At 38.6% G+C, this 18,521-nt stretch carries 13 protein-coding genes and 1 pseudogene; 7 read left to right on the top strand and 7 right to left on the bottom strand.

Annotation, left to right across the window (positions count from 1 at the left end; all coding sequences use genetic code 11):
- Window positions 1-696 precede the first annotated feature (696 nt).
- A complete protein-coding gene (locus RIV7116_RS33840; RefSeq protein ID WP_015118863.1) occupies window positions 697-2,880 on the top strand; it encodes an ELWxxDGT repeat protein in 2,184 nt (727 codons plus the stop codon).
- 213 nt (window positions 2,881-3,093) lie between these two features.
- Entirely contained in the window at window positions 3,094-4,131 is a 1,038-nt protein-coding gene (locus RIV7116_RS33835; RefSeq protein WP_015118862.1) for an FG-GAP-like repeat-containing protein, read from the top strand.
- Between the two features lie 191 nt (window positions 4,132-4,322).
- Here RIV7116_RS33835 and RIV7116_RS13525 read toward each other — a convergent pair whose 3' ends face one another.
- The 7 genes from RIV7116_RS13525 to RIV7116_RS13495 form a co-directional block, all read right to left on the bottom strand.
- A complete protein-coding gene (locus RIV7116_RS13525) occupies window positions 4,323-5,243 on the bottom strand; it encodes a LysR family transcriptional regulator (protein WP_015118861.1) in 921 nt (306 codons plus the stop codon).
- 277 nt (window positions 5,244-5,520) lie between these two features.
- Entirely contained in the window at window positions 5,521-6,318 is a 798-nt protein-coding gene (locus RIV7116_RS13520; protein ID WP_015118860.1) for a BMC domain-containing protein, read from the bottom strand.
- 247 nt (window positions 6,319-6,565) lie between these two features.
- Complete coding sequence (locus RIV7116_RS13515) at window positions 6,566-7,402, bottom strand: serine acetyltransferase (RefSeq protein ID WP_015118859.1); 837 nt, start codon at window positions 7,400-7,402, stop codon at window positions 6,566-6,568.
- A gap of 180 nt (window positions 7,403-7,582) precedes the next feature.
- Window positions 7,583-9,355 carry a ribulose bisphosphate carboxylase small subunit gene (locus tag RIV7116_RS13510; RefSeq protein WP_015118858.1) on the bottom strand — a complete coding sequence of 591 codons (1,773 nt, stop codon included), beginning with the start codon at window positions 9,353-9,355 and terminating at the stop codon, window positions 7,583-7,585.
- Window positions 9,356-9,561: 206 nt separating this feature from the next.
- On the bottom strand, window positions 9,562-9,864 hold the full coding sequence (locus RIV7116_RS13505; protein WP_015118857.1) for a EutN/CcmL family microcompartment protein: 303 nt from the start codon (window positions 9,862-9,864) through the stop codon (window positions 9,562-9,564).
- 21 nt (window positions 9,865-9,885) lie between these two features.
- Entirely contained in the window at window positions 9,886-10,230 is a 345-nt protein-coding gene (locus tag RIV7116_RS13500) for a carbon dioxide-concentrating mechanism protein CcmK (protein ID WP_015118856.1), read from the bottom strand.
- Between the two features lie 359 nt (window positions 10,231-10,589).
- A complete protein-coding gene (locus tag RIV7116_RS13495; RefSeq protein WP_010995042.1) occupies window positions 10,590-10,898 on the bottom strand; it encodes a carbon dioxide-concentrating mechanism protein CcmK in 309 nt (102 codons plus the stop codon).
- A gap of 624 nt (window positions 10,899-11,522) precedes the next feature.
- Between RIV7116_RS13495 and RIV7116_RS13490 the strand changes: the two genes are divergently transcribed.
- The 5 genes and pseudogenes from RIV7116_RS13490 (at window position 11,523) to RIV7116_RS13470 (ending at window position 18,357) form a co-directional block, all read left to right on the top strand.
- The gene (locus tag RIV7116_RS13490; protein ID WP_015118855.1) at window positions 11,523-13,379 is read left to right on the top strand and encodes an NAD(P)H-quinone oxidoreductase subunit F; all 1,857 of its coding nucleotides are present in this window, start codon (window positions 11,523-11,525) and stop codon (window positions 13,377-13,379) included.
- 165 nt (window positions 13,380-13,544) lie between these two features.
- A complete protein-coding gene (locus RIV7116_RS13485) occupies window positions 13,545-15,029 on the top strand; it encodes an NADH-quinone oxidoreductase subunit M (RefSeq protein ID WP_015118854.1) in 1,485 nt (494 codons plus the stop codon).
- Window positions 15,030-15,188: 159 nt separating this feature from the next.
- Window positions 15,189-16,361, top strand: coding sequence for a CO2 hydration protein (locus tag RIV7116_RS13480; protein WP_015118853.1), 1,173 nt, complete (start codon window positions 15,189-15,191; stop codon window positions 16,359-16,361).
- A gap of 675 nt (window positions 16,362-17,036) precedes the next feature.
- Window positions 17,037-17,327, top strand: a pseudogene (locus RIV7116_RS13475) (caspase family protein); the annotation flags it as partial.
- A gap of 175 nt (window positions 17,328-17,502) precedes the next feature.
- Complete coding sequence (locus tag RIV7116_RS13470; RefSeq protein ID WP_015118851.1) at window positions 17,503-18,357, top strand: oxygenase MpaB family protein; 855 nt, start codon at window positions 17,503-17,505, stop codon at window positions 18,355-18,357.
- Window positions 18,358-18,521 lie beyond the last annotated feature (164 nt).

Here is an 18,521-nt window from a genome sequence, read left to right as displayed (position 1 = left end):
GAATTGTTGTCTTAATTTTTAACATTACGAACTGCAAACTAAATACTCATAAAGTAAATATTATTTATATTATTTTTAACTAAATAATCGCTGTATAAAAAGCAATTACGATTTATATCCCAACGAACACTGTGTTTCTAATTCAATTTCGATATGCAACTAAAAACATATTTTAATTAGCGTATCTACACCAAATTAATTGGTATTTATGCTTTTAAAATTTTTCTAATTCAGATGATGCTGCATTAATTAATACTTGAATTATTTTTGATGAATGTTTATTTAAATACATTAATCCTGGCGATTTAAAAAAAGTCACATAATACCCTTAAAATTAGAGATATTTTATTAATTACAGATGTAGAATAACTGTTAAATACGCAGGTTCGTAGGGAATTGTATCTTTTTATCTTCTGCTATGCAATTTATGCCGTTATAAAGATTCTAATAACGTAAACAGAATCATTCCAATACGAGATTATTTTTTGTTGTCATACATAGGTAAATTACGAATGATTTTCTGAAAGGCTTGAAATTACAGATGTTTTTTCAACTGCGTTTGCCGTTATTAGTGTAAAGAAATAATTGATTTTAAAGTCGATGCAGTTTTATATTTCAGTTAATTTATTATCTTCAGTCAGCGATAAAACTAGATAAAAAGTACTTCTTCAAAATAATTTTTAGAAAGGAGCAGTTATGTCTAACAATAACAACGTGGACAGAAAATTTCATAGCTTTAATTTCACACCCGAATTAGTCAAAGACATTAATCCTGGTAACGGGAATTCCTCCCCACAAGAATTGACAGTTTTTAACGAAAAGCTGTTTTTTAGTTCTTCAGATGGTAGCAGTGGAGAGGAGCTATGGGTAAGCGATGGCACCGAAGCTGGTACCCAGTTACTCAACGATATTAGTCCTGGTGGGGATGGTTCCAATCCACAAGATTTGACAATATTTAATGAAAAGCTATTTTTCCGAGCTTCAGATAGTAATAATGGGGTTGAACTGTGGGTGAGTGACGGCACTGAAGATGGTACTCAATTAATCAAAGATATTAACCCTGGGGAAAATAATTCCTTCCCCAACAATTTCGTTATCCTTGACGAAAAATTGTTTTTTACAGCACAAAACAACGATAATGGCAATGAATTATGGGTAAGTGACGGCACTGAAGATGGTACCCAATTGCTAAAAGATATTAATCCAGGTCAGGAAGATTCCGAACCCACAGATATAACTGTATTTGATGGAAAGCTGTTTTTTGGTGCCTCGGATGGTATTAATGGCAATGAACTATGGGTAAGTGACGGCACCGAAGATGGCACTCAACTGGTGAAAGATATTACCCCTGGTAGCGATAATTCTTCTCCAACAGGTTTTACCGAGCTTAACGGAAAACTGTATTTTGGTGTGAATAATTCAGAATTATGGGTAACTGATGGCACAGAGAGTGGTACTCAACGAATAAAAGATATTAATACAAGTCCCCGTACAGCTTTTCCCGGAGATATAACAGTCTTTAATAATAAGCTGTTTTTCGTCGCCGATAACGGTTCCACCGGCCCAGAAGTATGGGTAAGCGATGGTACTTCCGAAGGTACTCAATTGCTCAAAGATATAACCCCAGGATTTGATGTACTTACCCCAGGAAATTTTACAGTCTTTAACGATAAGCTGTTTTTTACTGCCTTCACTGGCGGTGAGAGTTTTGAATTATGGGTAACTGATGGCACCGAAAGCGGTACCCAACTCTTCAAAGATATTAATCCTGGTTTTAATAGTTCTTCTCCAGCAAATTTAACTGTCTTTAACGATAAGCTGTTTTTCACAGCTAATGACGGTACTAACGGTAGAGAATTGTGGGTAAGTGACGTTACTGCAAACGGTACTCAACTTGTAGCTGATATTAATCCTGGTGAAGGTAATTCCAATCCAGAAAATTTGATTGTCTTTGATGGCAAGCTGTTTTTCACTGCCGACGACGGTAGCAATGGAAGGGAACTCTGGAAGCTAGATTTAGATAAGACTAATCCAGTAAATTTAATCGAAGGCACAGAAAACGACGACGATATTCAAGGTACTTCCGGCAACGATAAAATTTCCGGTAAAAACGGTAACGATACTATCGAAGGCGGAAGAGGTGGCGACATAATTCGCGGTAATGCGGGTGATGATGTTTTAGCAGCAGACAGAATTGACCGTTTTGATGATTTTGATGGTGAAAACAGCGAACTTCGGGGAGATAACGGCAACGATACTATCTATGGCGGTAGTAAAGATGAATTAATTGGTGGCGGCAACGATAACGATGTATTGTTCGGTAAAGGCGGTAACGATTTAGTTCGCGGTGCTAGCGGTGACGATATTCTTAACGGTGGTTTGGGTAACGATACTTTACGCGGGCAAGATGGTATTGATACCGCCGATTATTCCGATTTAACTTTTGATGGTGTATTTGGAGATATTGCTGGGTTGGATGTAAATCTATCTCAAAACAGCGCTCGACATTCTTCTGATAACAACGCTCTCACTTGGGAAGACACTTTAACCACAATTGAAAACGTTACTGGAACCATTGGCAACGATAGATTTATTGGCAATCAAGACGACAATCTATTCGATGGCAAAGGGGAAATTAATCAAAGCGTCATGCCTTCAGCATATCGGCAAACTACTTTCACCGCTCAAAATGGTGATGAATACCAGGTAACTGCGGATGTGGTTGAGTATAGCGGCAATCAATCCGATTTCACGATTTTGGGTTCTACCGATAACTTTACCGTCTGCGGTTCCGAAATTGGTACCGACACTTTAATTGATATCGAATTTCTCAAGTTTGATGATGGTTTAGTTGCTGTAGACGATTCTTTGTTTGTTTAGGAAGATCCAAAAAATAAATTGTACATTTATCCGAAGTTAGTTCAAAGTTAACCTTCAGGTGTTCCAAAAGGTTTGAACTCAGATTCTTCAATCGTATTTAGTGATAATCTTCGCCGGTAAAAACTCGGTTAATTTATATGTATATTTTAGCGGTGTACTGCTTTATTAGTAGAATTAACCGCTTATTATTTTTAAATTAATGGAGAAGTAATTATGGCAGTTAATTTTGACCTCATACAAAATGCGATTGGAAATTTGGCACAAACGTTGAGTGTTGCAGACTTTAATGGTGATGGAAATTCCGATATTGCTGTAGTAAACGAGTCTTCCGATAACGTCTTAGTGCTATTAGGAGATGATAATAATTTCGCTGCTCCACAAAGTTTTGCTGTCGGAAATTCGCCACGTTCGGTAACTGTAGCAGACTTTAATGGTGATGAAAAACTTGACCTGATTACGGCTAATTATTTATCTAGCGATGTGTCAGTGCTATTAGGAGATGGTAATGGCAATTTTGACGCGGCACAGAATTTTGCTGTTGGCAATAATCCAGACTCGTTAATAGTAGGAGATTTTAACGGTGATGGAAATTCTGATATTGCTGCAATTAACTTAAGTTCTGGTAATGTTTCAGTATTATTAAATAACCCTTCACCAAATAATCCTCCTATTGCTAATGACGACGAATTTACAACTTTAGAAAACGAAGCTTTTCGAGGAGGTAAGGTTTTTGTTAATAACGGTAGAGGTGTTGATAGCGACCCCGATAGCGATATTTTGACAGTTATTGAAGTTAATAGTAATACAGATGTGGGTAATCAAATTATTCTTGATTCGGGTGCTTTATTAACCATGAATTCCGATGGAACTTTTGATTACGATCCCAACGGACAATTTGATTCGCTAAACGACGGTGAAACCACAACCGATAGTTTTGAATATACTATCTCCGATGGTAAGGGTGGTACCGATAGTGGTATTGTAACTTTTACTATTGTGGGTACTCAAGAACAACCTGTAAGTCAAATCGAGGGTATAGTAAGCAACGAAATTTTTAGCGATCGCGGTGAAGATGCGATAGATAATAGCAGCAATCTATCTGATTTGACTATTGCTGATTTTATGGATGATTTTACTGTTCAAGTTAGAAGTATTATTACTGATAATTCAAATGATATGGATTTTCTTAGATTTAACGATGGTTTGCTTACGATAGATGTTTCTTTATTCGTTTCAGAAGTTTTTAGTTAAGCGAGTTTTATTTGAAAATTCTACTTCGATATCGAATTTCTCAAGTTTGCTGATAGTTTAGTTGCTGTAGACAATTCTTTGTTTGTTTAAGAGATATTCTTTTAAGGATTTTTTATTATCCTGCAAAACCCGGAGACGCAGCAGTGCGCTGCATCTCCACACAACATCAGCCAAGGAATTTCCTCCATTCCCTATTTTTTCTCGTACAAAGTGTTTCCTGTCGCAAATTGCTTGGCTGCTTCGAGTAAATATTCAAAATAGGTACGTCCAACAATAGATAATTGCTTTCCATTAGGATAAACCATATACCAATTGCGTTTGATAGGGAAATATTCTACATCTAAAACAGTTAAATCCTCTGCATGAGGCATTAACGTATGACGAGATAAAACCGATATTCCTAAACCACCAGCAATAGCCTGCTTTATCGCTTCATTACTACCCAATTCTAGTTTTACTTTGACCTCTACATCATTTTCGTCAAATAATTTTTGCACCGCTCTTCTTGTTCCAGAACCAGGTTCGCGCATAATAAAAGGTTCATTTGCCAGCTTTGATATAGGAATATTCTTTTCACCAGCTAAAGGATGATTAATAGGAGCTAAAACGACTAAAGGATTTTCTAAAAATGCTTCGCAATTTATATCAAGATGTTCAGGAATTTGACTCATAATATATAAATCATCTTGATTGCTTGTCATTCTTTCCAGAATTCCTTCGTGATTTGTCACTTGTAAAGAAATTTCAATTCCTGGATAAAGCTGACAAAATGAACCTAATAAACGCGGAATAAAATACTTTGCTGTTGTTATGACTGATAAGCGTAATTGCCCTTGTTTTAAACCTTTTAAATCTGCCACTTTCATATCAAACTGAGCCAAAGTATTAAAAATCTCTTGGCAAGTAGCAAATAATTCTCGTCCTGCTTCTGTAAGATATAATCGCTTACCAACTTGTTCAAATAACGGGATTCCCACCGATTTTGTCAGTTGTTTTATCTGCATGGAAATGGTGGGTTGCGTAAGAAACAATTCTTCTGCAGCGCGTGTAAAACTACCGTGCCGTGCTGCTGCTTCAAACACTCTTAACTGGTGCAGTGTCGCTTGATTCAATGTTGATTATCCTCAAATAATACTCAATAAACAAATGTCTATGTAAAAATGCTTTTCCATAGATATATCTATATATATTATCGAAGAATCAAGCTAGAAACAGTTTTAGCTCATGGAAAAGTTATAGGGATATCCATAGACTATTCTCTATAGTATTTATCTAAGAATAAGTATTTCATTTATGATACATTAAAAGTTATTATTTGAAATAACGGTATTTAGGCTGTACATTTAGCATGAAAGCACAACAAGTAATCCAATGCCCAATAACCTATAATTATTCCAACTCACCAATTTCCAATCTTTCAACTTCCGGTACGATTGAAATTTCTTCAACTACTTTTTCGGGTAACTTGTTTAATTCTGGCAATTCCAATAATTCAGCTTCTCCAACTTGCTCTTTGATGTTGATTGGTAAATTTACTGGTTGACGTTCTTCTATCCAACAACTTGCTACAGGTAGCGTTTGCTCTAATTCATCCAACGGACGAGGTATTACCATAACAGCATTTAAATCCCCAATTCGCTCGGCTTCGTACATCCCAGCTTCTACAGCAACTGCAACATTTGCGACAGAACCGCGAATTATCGCAGTACACAAACCAGAGCCGATTTTTTCGTAAGCTGCCAGCTGAACATCTGCTGATTTAAGCATGGCATCCGAGGCTCCCACCATTGCCGGGAAACCGATTGTTTCAACCAAACCAACTGCTTGATTGCTCAATTTACTATAACTAGCTCCTTCGGCAATATTACCTATTTTGCTAATAATAGGTAAGACAATATTCAAATTAGGATAGGGGCGAGGTATTACCAAACTCGAAACAAACTGCCCGAATTGTTGTGCGGTTTGTTCGCCGGATTCTACAGCCAAACGCACATCGGCTATTCCACCCCGAATAATTGCCGTACAATGTCCCCCGCCAATTTTTTCATACCCAATTAAGTGAACTCCAGCAGATTTAAGCATCATGTCCGCAGTTCCCACGATGGCAGGAAAACTAAGAGTAGACACTAATCCTAAAGCAGCCCCTTTGCTATTATCTCGGTCTGATGAATAATTATACGAGTGCATTTAAGTTTTCCCCAAAACTCCAACTAACTGCGACAGGTGAAGGATAAAATTAAGTATATGAGTTTACGATTTACCTTTAATCCTAGCTTTTATAAAAGTGAAGCATGGAGCATGGAAAATATCTTGAAGCCGGTGGGCTTGTATTCAAAGAAAAAAGTTGTCTTTTTTTGATACTAAAACTTGAAGGGTCAAAACCCTTATTAGGAACAATTAAAGTATATAAGTCTAATGCATAGGCGGATTTATTTCATCCTTCTTCAGATTCATCTTCAGGAGGTTCGTTCAAGTTTTGTCGGTGGGGAAATAAAGTTACTAGCAGGCTTTTAATACTACTTCTTCCATAAATATGATTTCCCATGCCGTTAGAATTTGTATTGGCTGGTTCTTCTGCTGATGACTCTTCTGTATTTTCTATATTGACATGTTCCTCTGATGAATTCTCTGACGAAACGATTTCCTCTGTTGACTCTTGAGTCAGAGAAAAATAAGAAATTGGGGATGGACTAACGTAAGGGCGAGGTGAAGGGGTAATGGGAGGAGTGCTATAAATCGAATTATTAGGAGCATCAGAATCTCCAGAAGTATCAGAAGAGATTTCTTTGTGGACTTCCTCAACTTCTTGTGTTTCTTCGGCTTCCTCAACTTCTTGTGTTTCTTCGGCTTCTTCTGCTAAAGGTAACTGAGGCTGGTGAACTCTACCATTCATTTCTTTGGTGGAAGATTCTGTAAAAGACCTACTGCTATCTCCCACAATCGAACCAGGTGCTACTACTTCTCCTGGTTCTACAGAAGCACAAAAAACAGTTGTAGCCGAACCTATACAGGCATTTGCACCAATTTTACCGGCACCAACCATTAGGAAACCGGCTCCCAAGTTAGCGCCCGATTCTATCTCTAAAGTTCCTGTATCTACCTGGAGAATCGACCCCATACCAATACAAACTCCAGAACCGATAATTATTTTGCTATCGGGGGCTGCCTGCATTATTACGCCTGGTGCAATCACAGCACTAGCATGAATAATCACCTCACCACTGAAAAAAGTCTCAAAATTGTTATACAGACGCAGTGGCGGCACGGACATTTTGTTTTTAATCTCTTGAGTGGAGGGAAGAAAAGGGGATTGGGGGAGAAGGGGATGAGAGGATGGAGAGACAAGGAGAGAAAGAATCAGGAATTATGAATTAAGTTAATATCTTTAATTTCTTACCCATTATCTATTACCCATTATCTATTACCCATTACCCATTCCCCAATTCCCAAATTACGGACGTTGAATAATGGTTTCGACTACACGACGCTTGGCTTTGGGATCAATGCCAATTAAGCGGACGTATTCTCCTGGATATTCTGTTATGTATGATTCTAAGATTCCTACTACTTCTCTTTCGGAGTTGGAATTTATCTGTCCGCAGCTATACCAAGTACCTGTTCGGAAACGACGCTTGTCTACGTGTTCGGCACTGATTTGATAACCACCACGCAACAGATTGCGAACTTCGTCTATGGCTTCAGCACTCAAGCGAGTATCTGTAAGAGTTGCCGTAGAACCAGCACCCGCGCCATATCTTCTGACTTCAGGGGTAAATGTAGAAGCTGAGTCTGAAGGAACATCAGTGGCGGGACGGTACGAACCACCGTTGCCGTTGGATGAGCCGTTACTAGAACCATCGGGACGTTGAATAATGGTTTCTAATACTCTTCTTCTTGCTTTGGGGTCGATTCCAATTAAACGCACGTATTCGCCTTGATGACTTCTCATGCATTCTTCCAAAGCTGAAATAGCTTCGCTGGCGTTGTTGGTCTGAATTGGACTACAGCTTTGCCAAGAACCGGTGCGAAAACGTCGCTTGTCAACGTGTTCCATGCCAATCTTGTAACCGCCCGAGAGCAAGTTACGAACGTGATCTATAGTTTCGGTGCTGAGTTGAGAACTGCCGTTGCTATAGTTACCATTGTTAGTGCTTCTATAGCTACTATTGTTGTAACTGCTATCGCTATAACTGCTACTATATCCACCATTGCTGGGTTTTGGAGGCGTAGTGTAGGTAGATGTTGTATTTGGTTTTGTGGAACCGTCGGGACGTTGAATAATTGTTTCTAAAACTCGTTTTTTGTGCTTGGTATCGATACCGAACAAGCGGATATATTCGCCTTGGTGTTCGGTCATGCAACCTTCTAAAGCCGATACTGCATCACCAATACTTCTAGCATCTATAGGTTGGCAGCTATGCCAGGTACCCGTGCGAAAACGTCTTTTATCTACATGCTCGGTGCCAATTTTAAATCCTTGCTCCAACAGATAGCGTACTTGGTCTACTGTTTGATTATCCAAACCACTGTTATACACTTCAATACTCCTTTGCGTTTGTGTTTGCGAATCGTTATTGGCTTTTGTATTATATGTGTCTATTTTTTCACGTACTTTTGTAATACATTTAGTATCTTCAGCACAAAGGTAACCCGCTCTAAGTGCCTGATTTACTCCTACTACATGATGAGCAAATTCTTTATCCTGTGGATTTACATCTGGCAAGCGGTCGGCTTGCTGTTGACTAATAATCACAGCCCCGGAAGGTACATATTTACCGGGGGGAATTTCTACATCCTGAATTAAGGCGTGCATCATTACGATACATCCATCGCCTACTCTGGCATTAAATACCGTCGAACGAAAGCCGATAAAGCAGTTACTACCGATATAACAAGGTCCGTGAATCAGAGCCATGTGGGTAATGCAACTGTCTTTACCTATCCATACTGAATATTCTTTTTTATTATCCCCTAATACCCGACCTTGTTCTAAGCCATGTATAACAACGCCATCTTGAATATTAGTGTTTTCACCTATAAAAAACGGCGCTCCTTCATCCGCTCGCACCGAACTTCCTGGAGCAACAATTACATTAGAACTGATTTCAACATCGCCTATTATATGGGAAAACGAGTGTACGAAAGCAGTCTCGTGAATTCGCGGTTCAGATAAATCATTCGACCAAGGGGTTGGGGGAGCCGCTGTCATAGTGCGGACTCTCATAGCTTTATTTCTCCTCAAATGTGTTGTTAGTCATGAGTTAGGAGTTAGGAGTTAGGAGTTAGGAGTTAGGAGTTATGAGTTATGAGTTGTCCTACTAACAACTAACAACTATCCACCCTTCGGGTATCTCCCTCCGGGAGACGCTTCGCTAACGCAGTCGCTCATGGGGGAAACCCCCAAGACAGCGCTGTCTCACTAACAACTAACTATCGATATTGGTCTTTCTTACTGTAGATTTGGCGATTTTCAACGTAAACCGTATCGATTATCGCTACTACTGCTGCATCAATTGGACGCTGTTCGTTGCCATAAACTTGACGAGCAGCACTACCGCGACTGACAAGTACCCACTCATCAACTCCCGCACCGACGGCATCTGCTGCTACTTCATATTCTGGCTGGACACGTCCTTCTTCGTCTATTAGTTGTAACAGCAGCAGTTTAACTCCTCTAAAACTTGGGTCTTTTTGCGTGCTAGATACGGTACCGCGAACTCTGGCAATTTGCATTCCTTTCGTATGATATTAAAATTACGGTCTACCACCATAAGGACGAATTGCGTTCACATTTTCCCGGAATTGTTCTACATCTTCGGTATATCTAATCGGTAGAACGTATTCGAGGTTTTCGTGAGGACGAGCAATGATATGGGTAGATAATACTTGTCCGCCGTTTACTCGCTTTACTGAATCGATTCCTGCTCCAACTGAAGCTTGGACTTCAGATACGTCTCCTCGAACAATAACGGTAACTCTTCCGGTACCAATCTTTTCGTATCCAACCAAGGTAACACGAGCGGCTTTCACCATCGCGTCTGCTGCTTCTACAACCGCTGGAAAACCCAGAGTTTCAACCATTCCGACTGCAATCGACATTTCTTTTAATCCTCGAAAATTGTCCTAAAAATAAAACTGCTCTTGTTTTAAGAAGGGAACCGCCTTCAAAAAACCGTACAAATATTTGTACAGTAAAAACTTGGCGGTCTATTTTTCTCTACACAAAGGCAATGATTAGATTTGCCCTGGGAGGCTTAACTAATAATTCCCAAGTGCTTATTTGAGTTACTGACTACCACACTTTAAATGAATATAATCAACCCATCAGTTTTTACAGAAAATAACAGATGTTACTTGGGGCGTTTTTCTTATTTTTGTTATTAATTTGCTCGCGCAGCAAGCTCAATTAAAGCCAGTATGCAGGGCATATCACAAAAATTTTTACTAATTAAAAGCCGTTAAGTTCGGAATTGCTCCACTGCTTCGGTGTACCTAATTGGTAGTACATATTCCAGGTTCTCATGGGGACGAGCAATAATGTGAGTGGAAACTACTTCACCACCGTTAACTCTTCTAGCGGCTTCGATTCCTGCTGCAACTGAAGCTTGTACTTCAGAAACATCTCCCCGAACAATTACTGTCACGCGGGCACTACCGATTTTTTCATAACCAACCAAGGTAACGCGAGCGGCTTTCACCATCGCATCCGCAGCTTCCACGACTGCTGGGAAACCTTTGGTTTCAATCATTCCAACTGCTATAGGCATTTACTGACTCCAACAACTTACTCGATTCGTACTCTTAGAGGGAAGGTTTTTTGAACGCATATAGCCCTCAATCTTGAGCTAAAAAAAAAGCCTTCTCAATTAAGCATATGAAAGCTTTGCACCCCTTGCAATATAAATTAGTATAATAGTTTGTAATAAAAGCATTTTAAAAAACTTAACATATCTTTGAGGGTCAGTTACAGTCGTCTAGAACTTTACAGTTTCTAGAGTGGTCACTTCTGCTTTATAATTTCTTTATTACATTTGCCCAAACTGCCTTCGTACAAGCATAAATTATATAGTAGTGAGGAATCTCCGTCATCTCAAAGAGTTCTAATTCGGTCTTTCTTCCAAGATTGTCATTGGTGCAAAACAGATATAAAATAAATATAAATTTTTCTTATCAGACACATAATTTTGGATTCTGAAATTAGTAAAAATCGCAGAACGAAGCAAAAACACTTATTCGGAGAAGAGTTTTTTTAGATGAGATTGTTTTCAAAAAAAGTACCTATAAACAAGCTTTGAATCAAAAATGGAACTGCATGAATACAGGTTTATATTGCATGATTTAGTGACAAATTTAGGAAAAAATCTTAAAGGCTTTTGTAGCGACAATTTTATATGAATCAGTTCTTGTTTTCAACTAGTTGGGCTTTGCCTTTATATGGATTAGTAGGTGCGCTATTAACTTTGCCTTGGACGGTAGGCTTAATTAAGCGTACTGGGCCAAGACCGGCAGCTTATTTAAATATACTGACAACTGCGGCAGCTTTAATTCATGGTTTATTGGTATTTAAAGAAGTTGAAGGTAGTACACCACAAACTTATATTATTAATTGGTTTTCGTGCCGCGATTTAAATTTAGCTTTTGAATTAGATATATCGTCAGTAGGTATTGGTGCGACGATTTTAATTGCCGGATTAAGTTTGCTAGCACAAATTTATGCCTTGGGCTACTTGGAAAAAGACTGGGCTACAGCAAGATTTTTCGCTTTAATGGGTTTCTTTGAAGCAGCTTTGACTGCTTTAGCTATTAGCGATTCTTTATTGCTCAGCTACATGGTATTGGAAGTTTTAACTCTTTCAACTTATCTATTGGTCGGATTTTGGTATGCTCAACCCTTAGTAGTTACTGCTGCACGCGATGCATTTCTTACCAAACGAGTAGGGGATTTGTTGCTGCTAATGGGAGTAGTAACTATTGGCACGATGGCAGGTAGTTGGGATTTTTCCGACTTATATGAATGGGCGCAGACGGCAGATTTAAGCCCCCTAACTTCGACTTTATTGGGGTTAGCATTGATTGCTGGACCTATAGGTAAATGCGCTCAGTTTCCCCTGAATTTGTGGTTAGACGAAGCAATGGAAGGACCAAATCCAGCTTCTGTACTGCGAAATTCTTTAGTAGTTGCTGGTGGTGCTTACGTACTTTACAAGTTAGAGCCGATTATAGCTTTATCGCCAGTAGCTTTAGATGCTTTGCTAGTTATCGGTACTGTTACTGCGGTAGGAGCAAGTTTAGTTTCCATCGCTCAAATAGATATTAAGCGAACATTATCCCATTCCACTAGTGCATACATGGGTTTAGTGTTTGTGGCAGCAGGTATGGAACAAGGTGGTGTAGCGCTGCTTTTATTATTGACTCACGGTATAGCCAAAGCTTTATTATTTATGAGTGCTGGCTCGGTGATTTATACTACTCACACTCAGGATATAACCGAGATGGGGGGATTATGGTCGCGGATGCCTGCAACCACTACAGCTTTTATTGTGGGTTCGGCGGGTATGGTAACGCTGCTACCTTTAGGAAGTTTTTGGGCAATGCTCTCATGGGCTGACGGTTTTGTTTTAACTAGCCCCTGGGTAATTGGAATTTTGGTAATAGTCAACGGTTTAACAGCCTTGAATTTGACAAGGGTATTTAGATTAGCATTTTGGGGAGAAACACAACAAAAAACTCGTCGAACTCCCGAAGTGCATTGGCCAATGGCATTACCAATGGTATCGCTGACTATAATGACTTTGTTAGTACCTATGATGCTTCAGAAATGGTACTTGTTACCCACTTGGGACAGTATTAATTGGTATGTATTAGCAGCATTAGTATCTTCGAGTTTACTTGGGGTAATTATCGGTTCTACAATTTATCTGCATAAAGCTTGGTCAAGATCGAGAGTATTAACTTGGAGATTTATACAAGATTTATTAGGATATGACTTTTATATAGACCGGATTTATCGAGTAACCTTAGTGGGTGCTGTCGCATGGTTATCTAAAATTTCTGCTTGGAGCGATCGCTATTTGGTAGATGGATTTGTGAATCTAGTTGGTTTTGCAGCAATCTTCAGCGGACAAGGTTTGAAATACAGTATTTCCGGGCGTTCTCAAGGTTATTTACTGACCATTATCTTCGGAGTCAGTTTAATCGGCTTATTTATTAGTTGGTCCTTAGGTTTGCTGAATAATTTACCGTTTTAATCAGTGAACAGTGAACAGTTATCAGTTATTCATTCAAAGGGTGTGGATTATCAGTTAACAGTTTAAGAGTTGGGAGTTAGGAGTTTAAATAATTAATTCTTCCCACTCTTCCCCCTCTCCCCCCTCTCTCCCGTCTCTCACCAATTACCAATTACCAATTCCCCCATGCTGAGTATTTTAATTGTGCTACCGCTTTTAGGTGCGGCTTTAATTGGGTTTTTTCCCGGCATGACATCAAAAGTTTCTCGAACAGTAGCTTTGAGTGTTACTGTAATTTCTTTTTTATGGACTTTAGTTTTAGCCAGTCAGTTTAATATCGGGGAAGTTAATCAACAGTTTAGCGAATTCATTCCTTGGATAGATGCATTAGGTTTGAATTATCAGATTGGTATTGATGGTTTATCTTTGCCTTTACTGATATTAAATGCATTGTTGACAGGAATAGCCGTTTATAGCAGCGATAAAGCCATATCGCGATCGCGGCTGTATTATTCTTTGTTATTGCTGCTCAACGTGGGAGTAACCGGAGCGTTTTTATCCCAGGATTTGCTGTTATTTTTCTTGTTTTACGAATTAGAATTAATTCCCCTCTATTTGCTGATTGCTATATGGGGTGGGGAACGTCGGGGTTATGCAGCAACAAAATTTTTGATTTACACTGCTGTTTCCGGAATTTTGGTTTTAGCGAGTTTCTTGGGTTTGGTTTGGTTAAGTGGTGCGACTAGTTTTGCTTTGGAAGGATTGCAAACAAGCTCCATACCATTAGCGACACAAATTTTACTGCTAGTTGGAATTTTGATTGGTTTTGGCATCAAAATGCCCTTAGTACCCTTGCATACATGGTTGCCAGATGCTCACGTAGAAGCTTCTACACCAATTTCCGTATTACTAGCGGGAGTACTTTTGAAGCTAGGAACCTACGGTATACTCCGCTTCGGAATGTATTTGCTGCCAGAAGCTTGGACATATTTAGCGCCTTGGCTGGCAACTTGGGCAGTAATCAGCGTGCTTTACGGTGCATCCTGTGCGATCGCGCAAAAAGACATGAAGAAAATGGTGGCTTACAGTTCTGTAGCGCATATGGGATATATACTTCTAGGTGCAGCGGCTGCCACACCATTAAGTATATTAGGTACCGTCATGCAAATGATTAGCCACGGTTTAATTTCGGCGCTGCTGTTTTTGCTGGTAGGAATTGTGTATAAAAAAGCAGGCAGTCGCAATTTAGATGTTGTTCAAGGATTGCTAAACCCGGAAAGAGGTTTGCCTTTAATTGGCAGCTTGATGGTTTTGGGGGTAATGGCAAGTGCTGGGATACCGGGAATGGTAGGTTTTATTTCGGAATTTGTGGTATTCCGTGCCAGTTATGAAGTTTTTCCGATACAAACTTTAGTTTCGATGATTGGAACCGGTTTAACTGCTGCTTACTTTTTGATTTTGATGAGTAAATGCTTTTTCGGACGATTATCCGAACAAGTAACTAATCTACCCCGCGTTTATTGGGCGGATAGAATGCCAGCAATAGTTTTAGCTGTATTAATAGTAATTTTTGGCATCCAACCAAACTGGTTAACACGTTTAACGGAACCAACAACAAACGCCATGATGAGCGTACAAAATCCGATTGTGAATGTGTCTTTTAATGATTAGTTGTTAGTGGTTAGTGGTTAGTGGTTAGTGGTTAGTTATTTATTATCAATTACCAATTACCCATTACCCATTACCAATTATCAATTACCAATTACCAATTACCCATTACCAATTACCCATTACCAATTACCAAATTAAAATATTACAGGATAAATTTTTATGGTAACTACTAAGAAAAATCAATTTAGTAAGCATCCTTTAGCAGAATATATTGAACGGTTATTAAGTGGAGATGCATTACTTCCAGATACTCCAGAAAATTTAACTGAAGTAGTTGGAGTTCTTCATAGTTACGGTGTAGTTTTAGATGCTTATTCAAACAATCTTATATACTTTGCCAATAATCAATTTTTAGTATTTTTCCCGTTTTTCAAATATTTTAACGGCGAAATCAATTTACAAAAATTACTGCGTCACTGGCAGCACGACAGAATTAATTACGAATATGCCGAGTATTGTATGAAATCAATGCTGTGGCATGGTGGCGGTGGATTAGATGAATACGTAGATTCAGACAAATTTAGAGAAAAAGCAAAAGCTGTTATTAACGCGAAATTTAAAAATAATCCTTTAGTATTGGGTATTAATCAACTGTTTCCAGAATTTTTAATCGAACAGTTAAGAGTTTGCTCTTATTACAGCGGTTTGGGGCAATTTTGGCGCGTCATGTCCGATGCTTTTATGAGTTTATCGGACTTATACAATAAAGGTAAAATAACATCAATTGGTCAAGTTGTAGACCATATTAAAGGCGGTTTGGTGGCAAATGCGAGTAACCCGATTACCTACAGCGTCAAAATTCGAGATCAAGTTTACGACTTAATCCCCGAAGAAGTAGGTTTAACATTTTTAATGGATACTGCTGTTCCTTATGTAGAAGCAATATTCTTCCGAGGAACGCCTTTCCACGGTACAGTTTCTTACAACGCTCAAGCTTATCAAATTCCCCCAGATCAAGGAAAATTTCAATACGGTGCATTATATGCAGATCCATTACCAATCGGAGGTGCGGGAATTCCTCCCACATTATTAATGCATGATATGCGTCACTATCTACCTGAATATTTGCACGAAGTTTATCGTCAAACTCGTCGAGGAGAAGATGATTTACTAGTGCAAATTTGTAAAAGTTTCCAAAAATCTATGTACTGCGTTACCACCGCAGCAATTGTGGGATTAATGCCTCATTCTCCAGATAGTACCGAACCTTCCGAGCAAAAAGCAAATCGAGATTATCTACGAAATTGGATGGATAGATTTACTACTTCACGATTGAAAGATGTCAATGAAAAGCCTATAGCTTGTGAGATAGCTGTACCTAAGTGGATGTAAAACAGGTTAAAGGTTAGAGGTTTGACTGTAGGGTGCTGTGACACTTTGACTAGTTTTAAACGTAGTAATAACCTTTACTGTGTCACGCACCAACAAAACATTGTGATAATTGTGACCGTACCTGACTTTGAATAGAAAGAATTATTATACGGGCTTTTTGCCCGTTATTTTTTTGGCAGGAGAACAAATTATTGGATTTGAACCTTCGGGAGATGCAGTGCTAACACAGACGTATTCCCCAAAAGGTAAATAAAAATTATTTTATCCCCCCTTTACCCCATCACTAACCAACCTAAGAGGATGTTTGGGAAGTCATAAATAAAACTCGTAAATCTTAAGATCCCCCTAAATCCCCCTTAAAAAAGGGGGAGCCGTTACCCCCCTTTTTAAGGGGGGAAGGGGGGATAATCCGAAAGTTGGGCTAAAAACTATACTTTTCAAACATCCTCTAACTGCATAAGTTAATTTTTTCTGTACCTATATATATAGGGACAATGCTTAAAAGTTAAGACAGTAATCGTTATACGATTTCTGCTGTAAGACTCTTAATTGTAATGCCGAGGTTTTTGAGTAAATTGTACAAGATATTTGGCTAAGAAAGACTCTCAAAGGAAAGTGAGCAATTAATACTATTACTCAGAACAGAAAATTACATGCTCAGATAGGAGAAGAGGAATGGCTAACAAAATTTACGCTTTACTTGTTGGTATTGATGAATATGCTCCTGAATCGGGAGTGAGTTTGCTAAAGGGTTGTGTTAATGATATTAAGGCAATAGAAAAATATTTAGAGGTTGCGACTCAACACAAGATTTCTGATGATAATGGAAATAAAAAGACATGGGAATTAGTTACGCAAAAGTTAACAAATGAATCTGCAACACGTCAAGCGGTTATTGATGGTTTTGAGCAACATTTAAGCAAAGCTGACAGCGGAGATGTTGTATTTTTTTATTATGCGGGTCACATCTAACCATGATGTCGCTAGTTTTCTTGTGTTGGTTAAGTATTTCCCAAACATCATATTGTTAAATAGAATAGAGACTTAACTTGATATTTTGTAGCTTCGTTTTTAACAGACCAAGCTAAACATTGATTAATTTTATAATTTTTATCATTTCTGATTTAGGAAATAATTCACAGTGCATCCCAAACGCTACAATAATCTCCATGAAATTAAACAACTTGATGCTGTAAGCGATCATTGTCAGATTTACCATTTAATGACGGGGTATGAGTTCCCTTGGGATATGGTTCGTTCGTTGGAAGTTGCTTTGATGCGAACTTTCTGCGTTCCGAGTGTTTCTAAATTGCTGGATAAAACCCAAGAATTTAACAAACGTCCACAAAAACGCTATGACGATACCTCAATTATTGTTGTTGAGATTAGTAAGTGGGGTTACGATGATACTCGCGGTAAACAAGCAATCGAACGAATGAATGCGATTCATTCTCGGTTTAAAATTGCTAACGAAGATTTTCTCTACGTGCTTTCAACTTTTATATACGATCCAATTCGTTGGAATGCTCGTTTCGGTTGGCGTGCAATGTGCGATAATGAAAAGCTATCATCTTTTTATTTTTGGCGGGAAGTAGGTATTAGGATGCATATTCAAGACATTCCTGAAACCTATGAAGAATTTGAACGCTATAATCTCGATTACGAAGAAAAATATTTCCGTTTTGCAGAAAGTAACCGTCGAGTGGGTGAAGCTACACAAAACTTATTTTTAAGTTGGTTCCCTTCGTGGATGCATTCTGCTTTAAAACCTGCAACATTGGCTTTACTTGACGATAGTATGCTTGATGCTTTTGGATTTGAACATCCTTCTAATTTCTTGCGAAATGCAGTTGCAAATAGTTTAAAAATTCGGGCTAGGGTATTGCGTTTGTTTCCTCCCAGGTTGACTTCTGATTTTTATATTGATTCTCCCATTCGTAGTTATCCGGATGGTTATGAAATTGCGAATGTGGGAGCTTCGGGGAAAGAGGATTAGGGTTGTTTTCAGTGATTACTTTTTCTATCTCTAATCTTCTTCAAATATTGGAAAATCAGACATTAAGAAAAAATCAGTTACAACACTAACAATATTCCCTATTACGTCATAACCAATGTAGGAAGCACAACTATTTGCACTGCTTGAATTAAATATTATGATAT

It is taken from the genome of Rivularia sp. PCC 7116, from assembly GCF_000316665.1.
GTDB lineage: Bacteria > Cyanobacteriota > Cyanobacteriia > Cyanobacteriales > Nostocaceae > Rivularia.
This window is presented reverse-complemented; position numbering and strand designations above follow the sequence as displayed.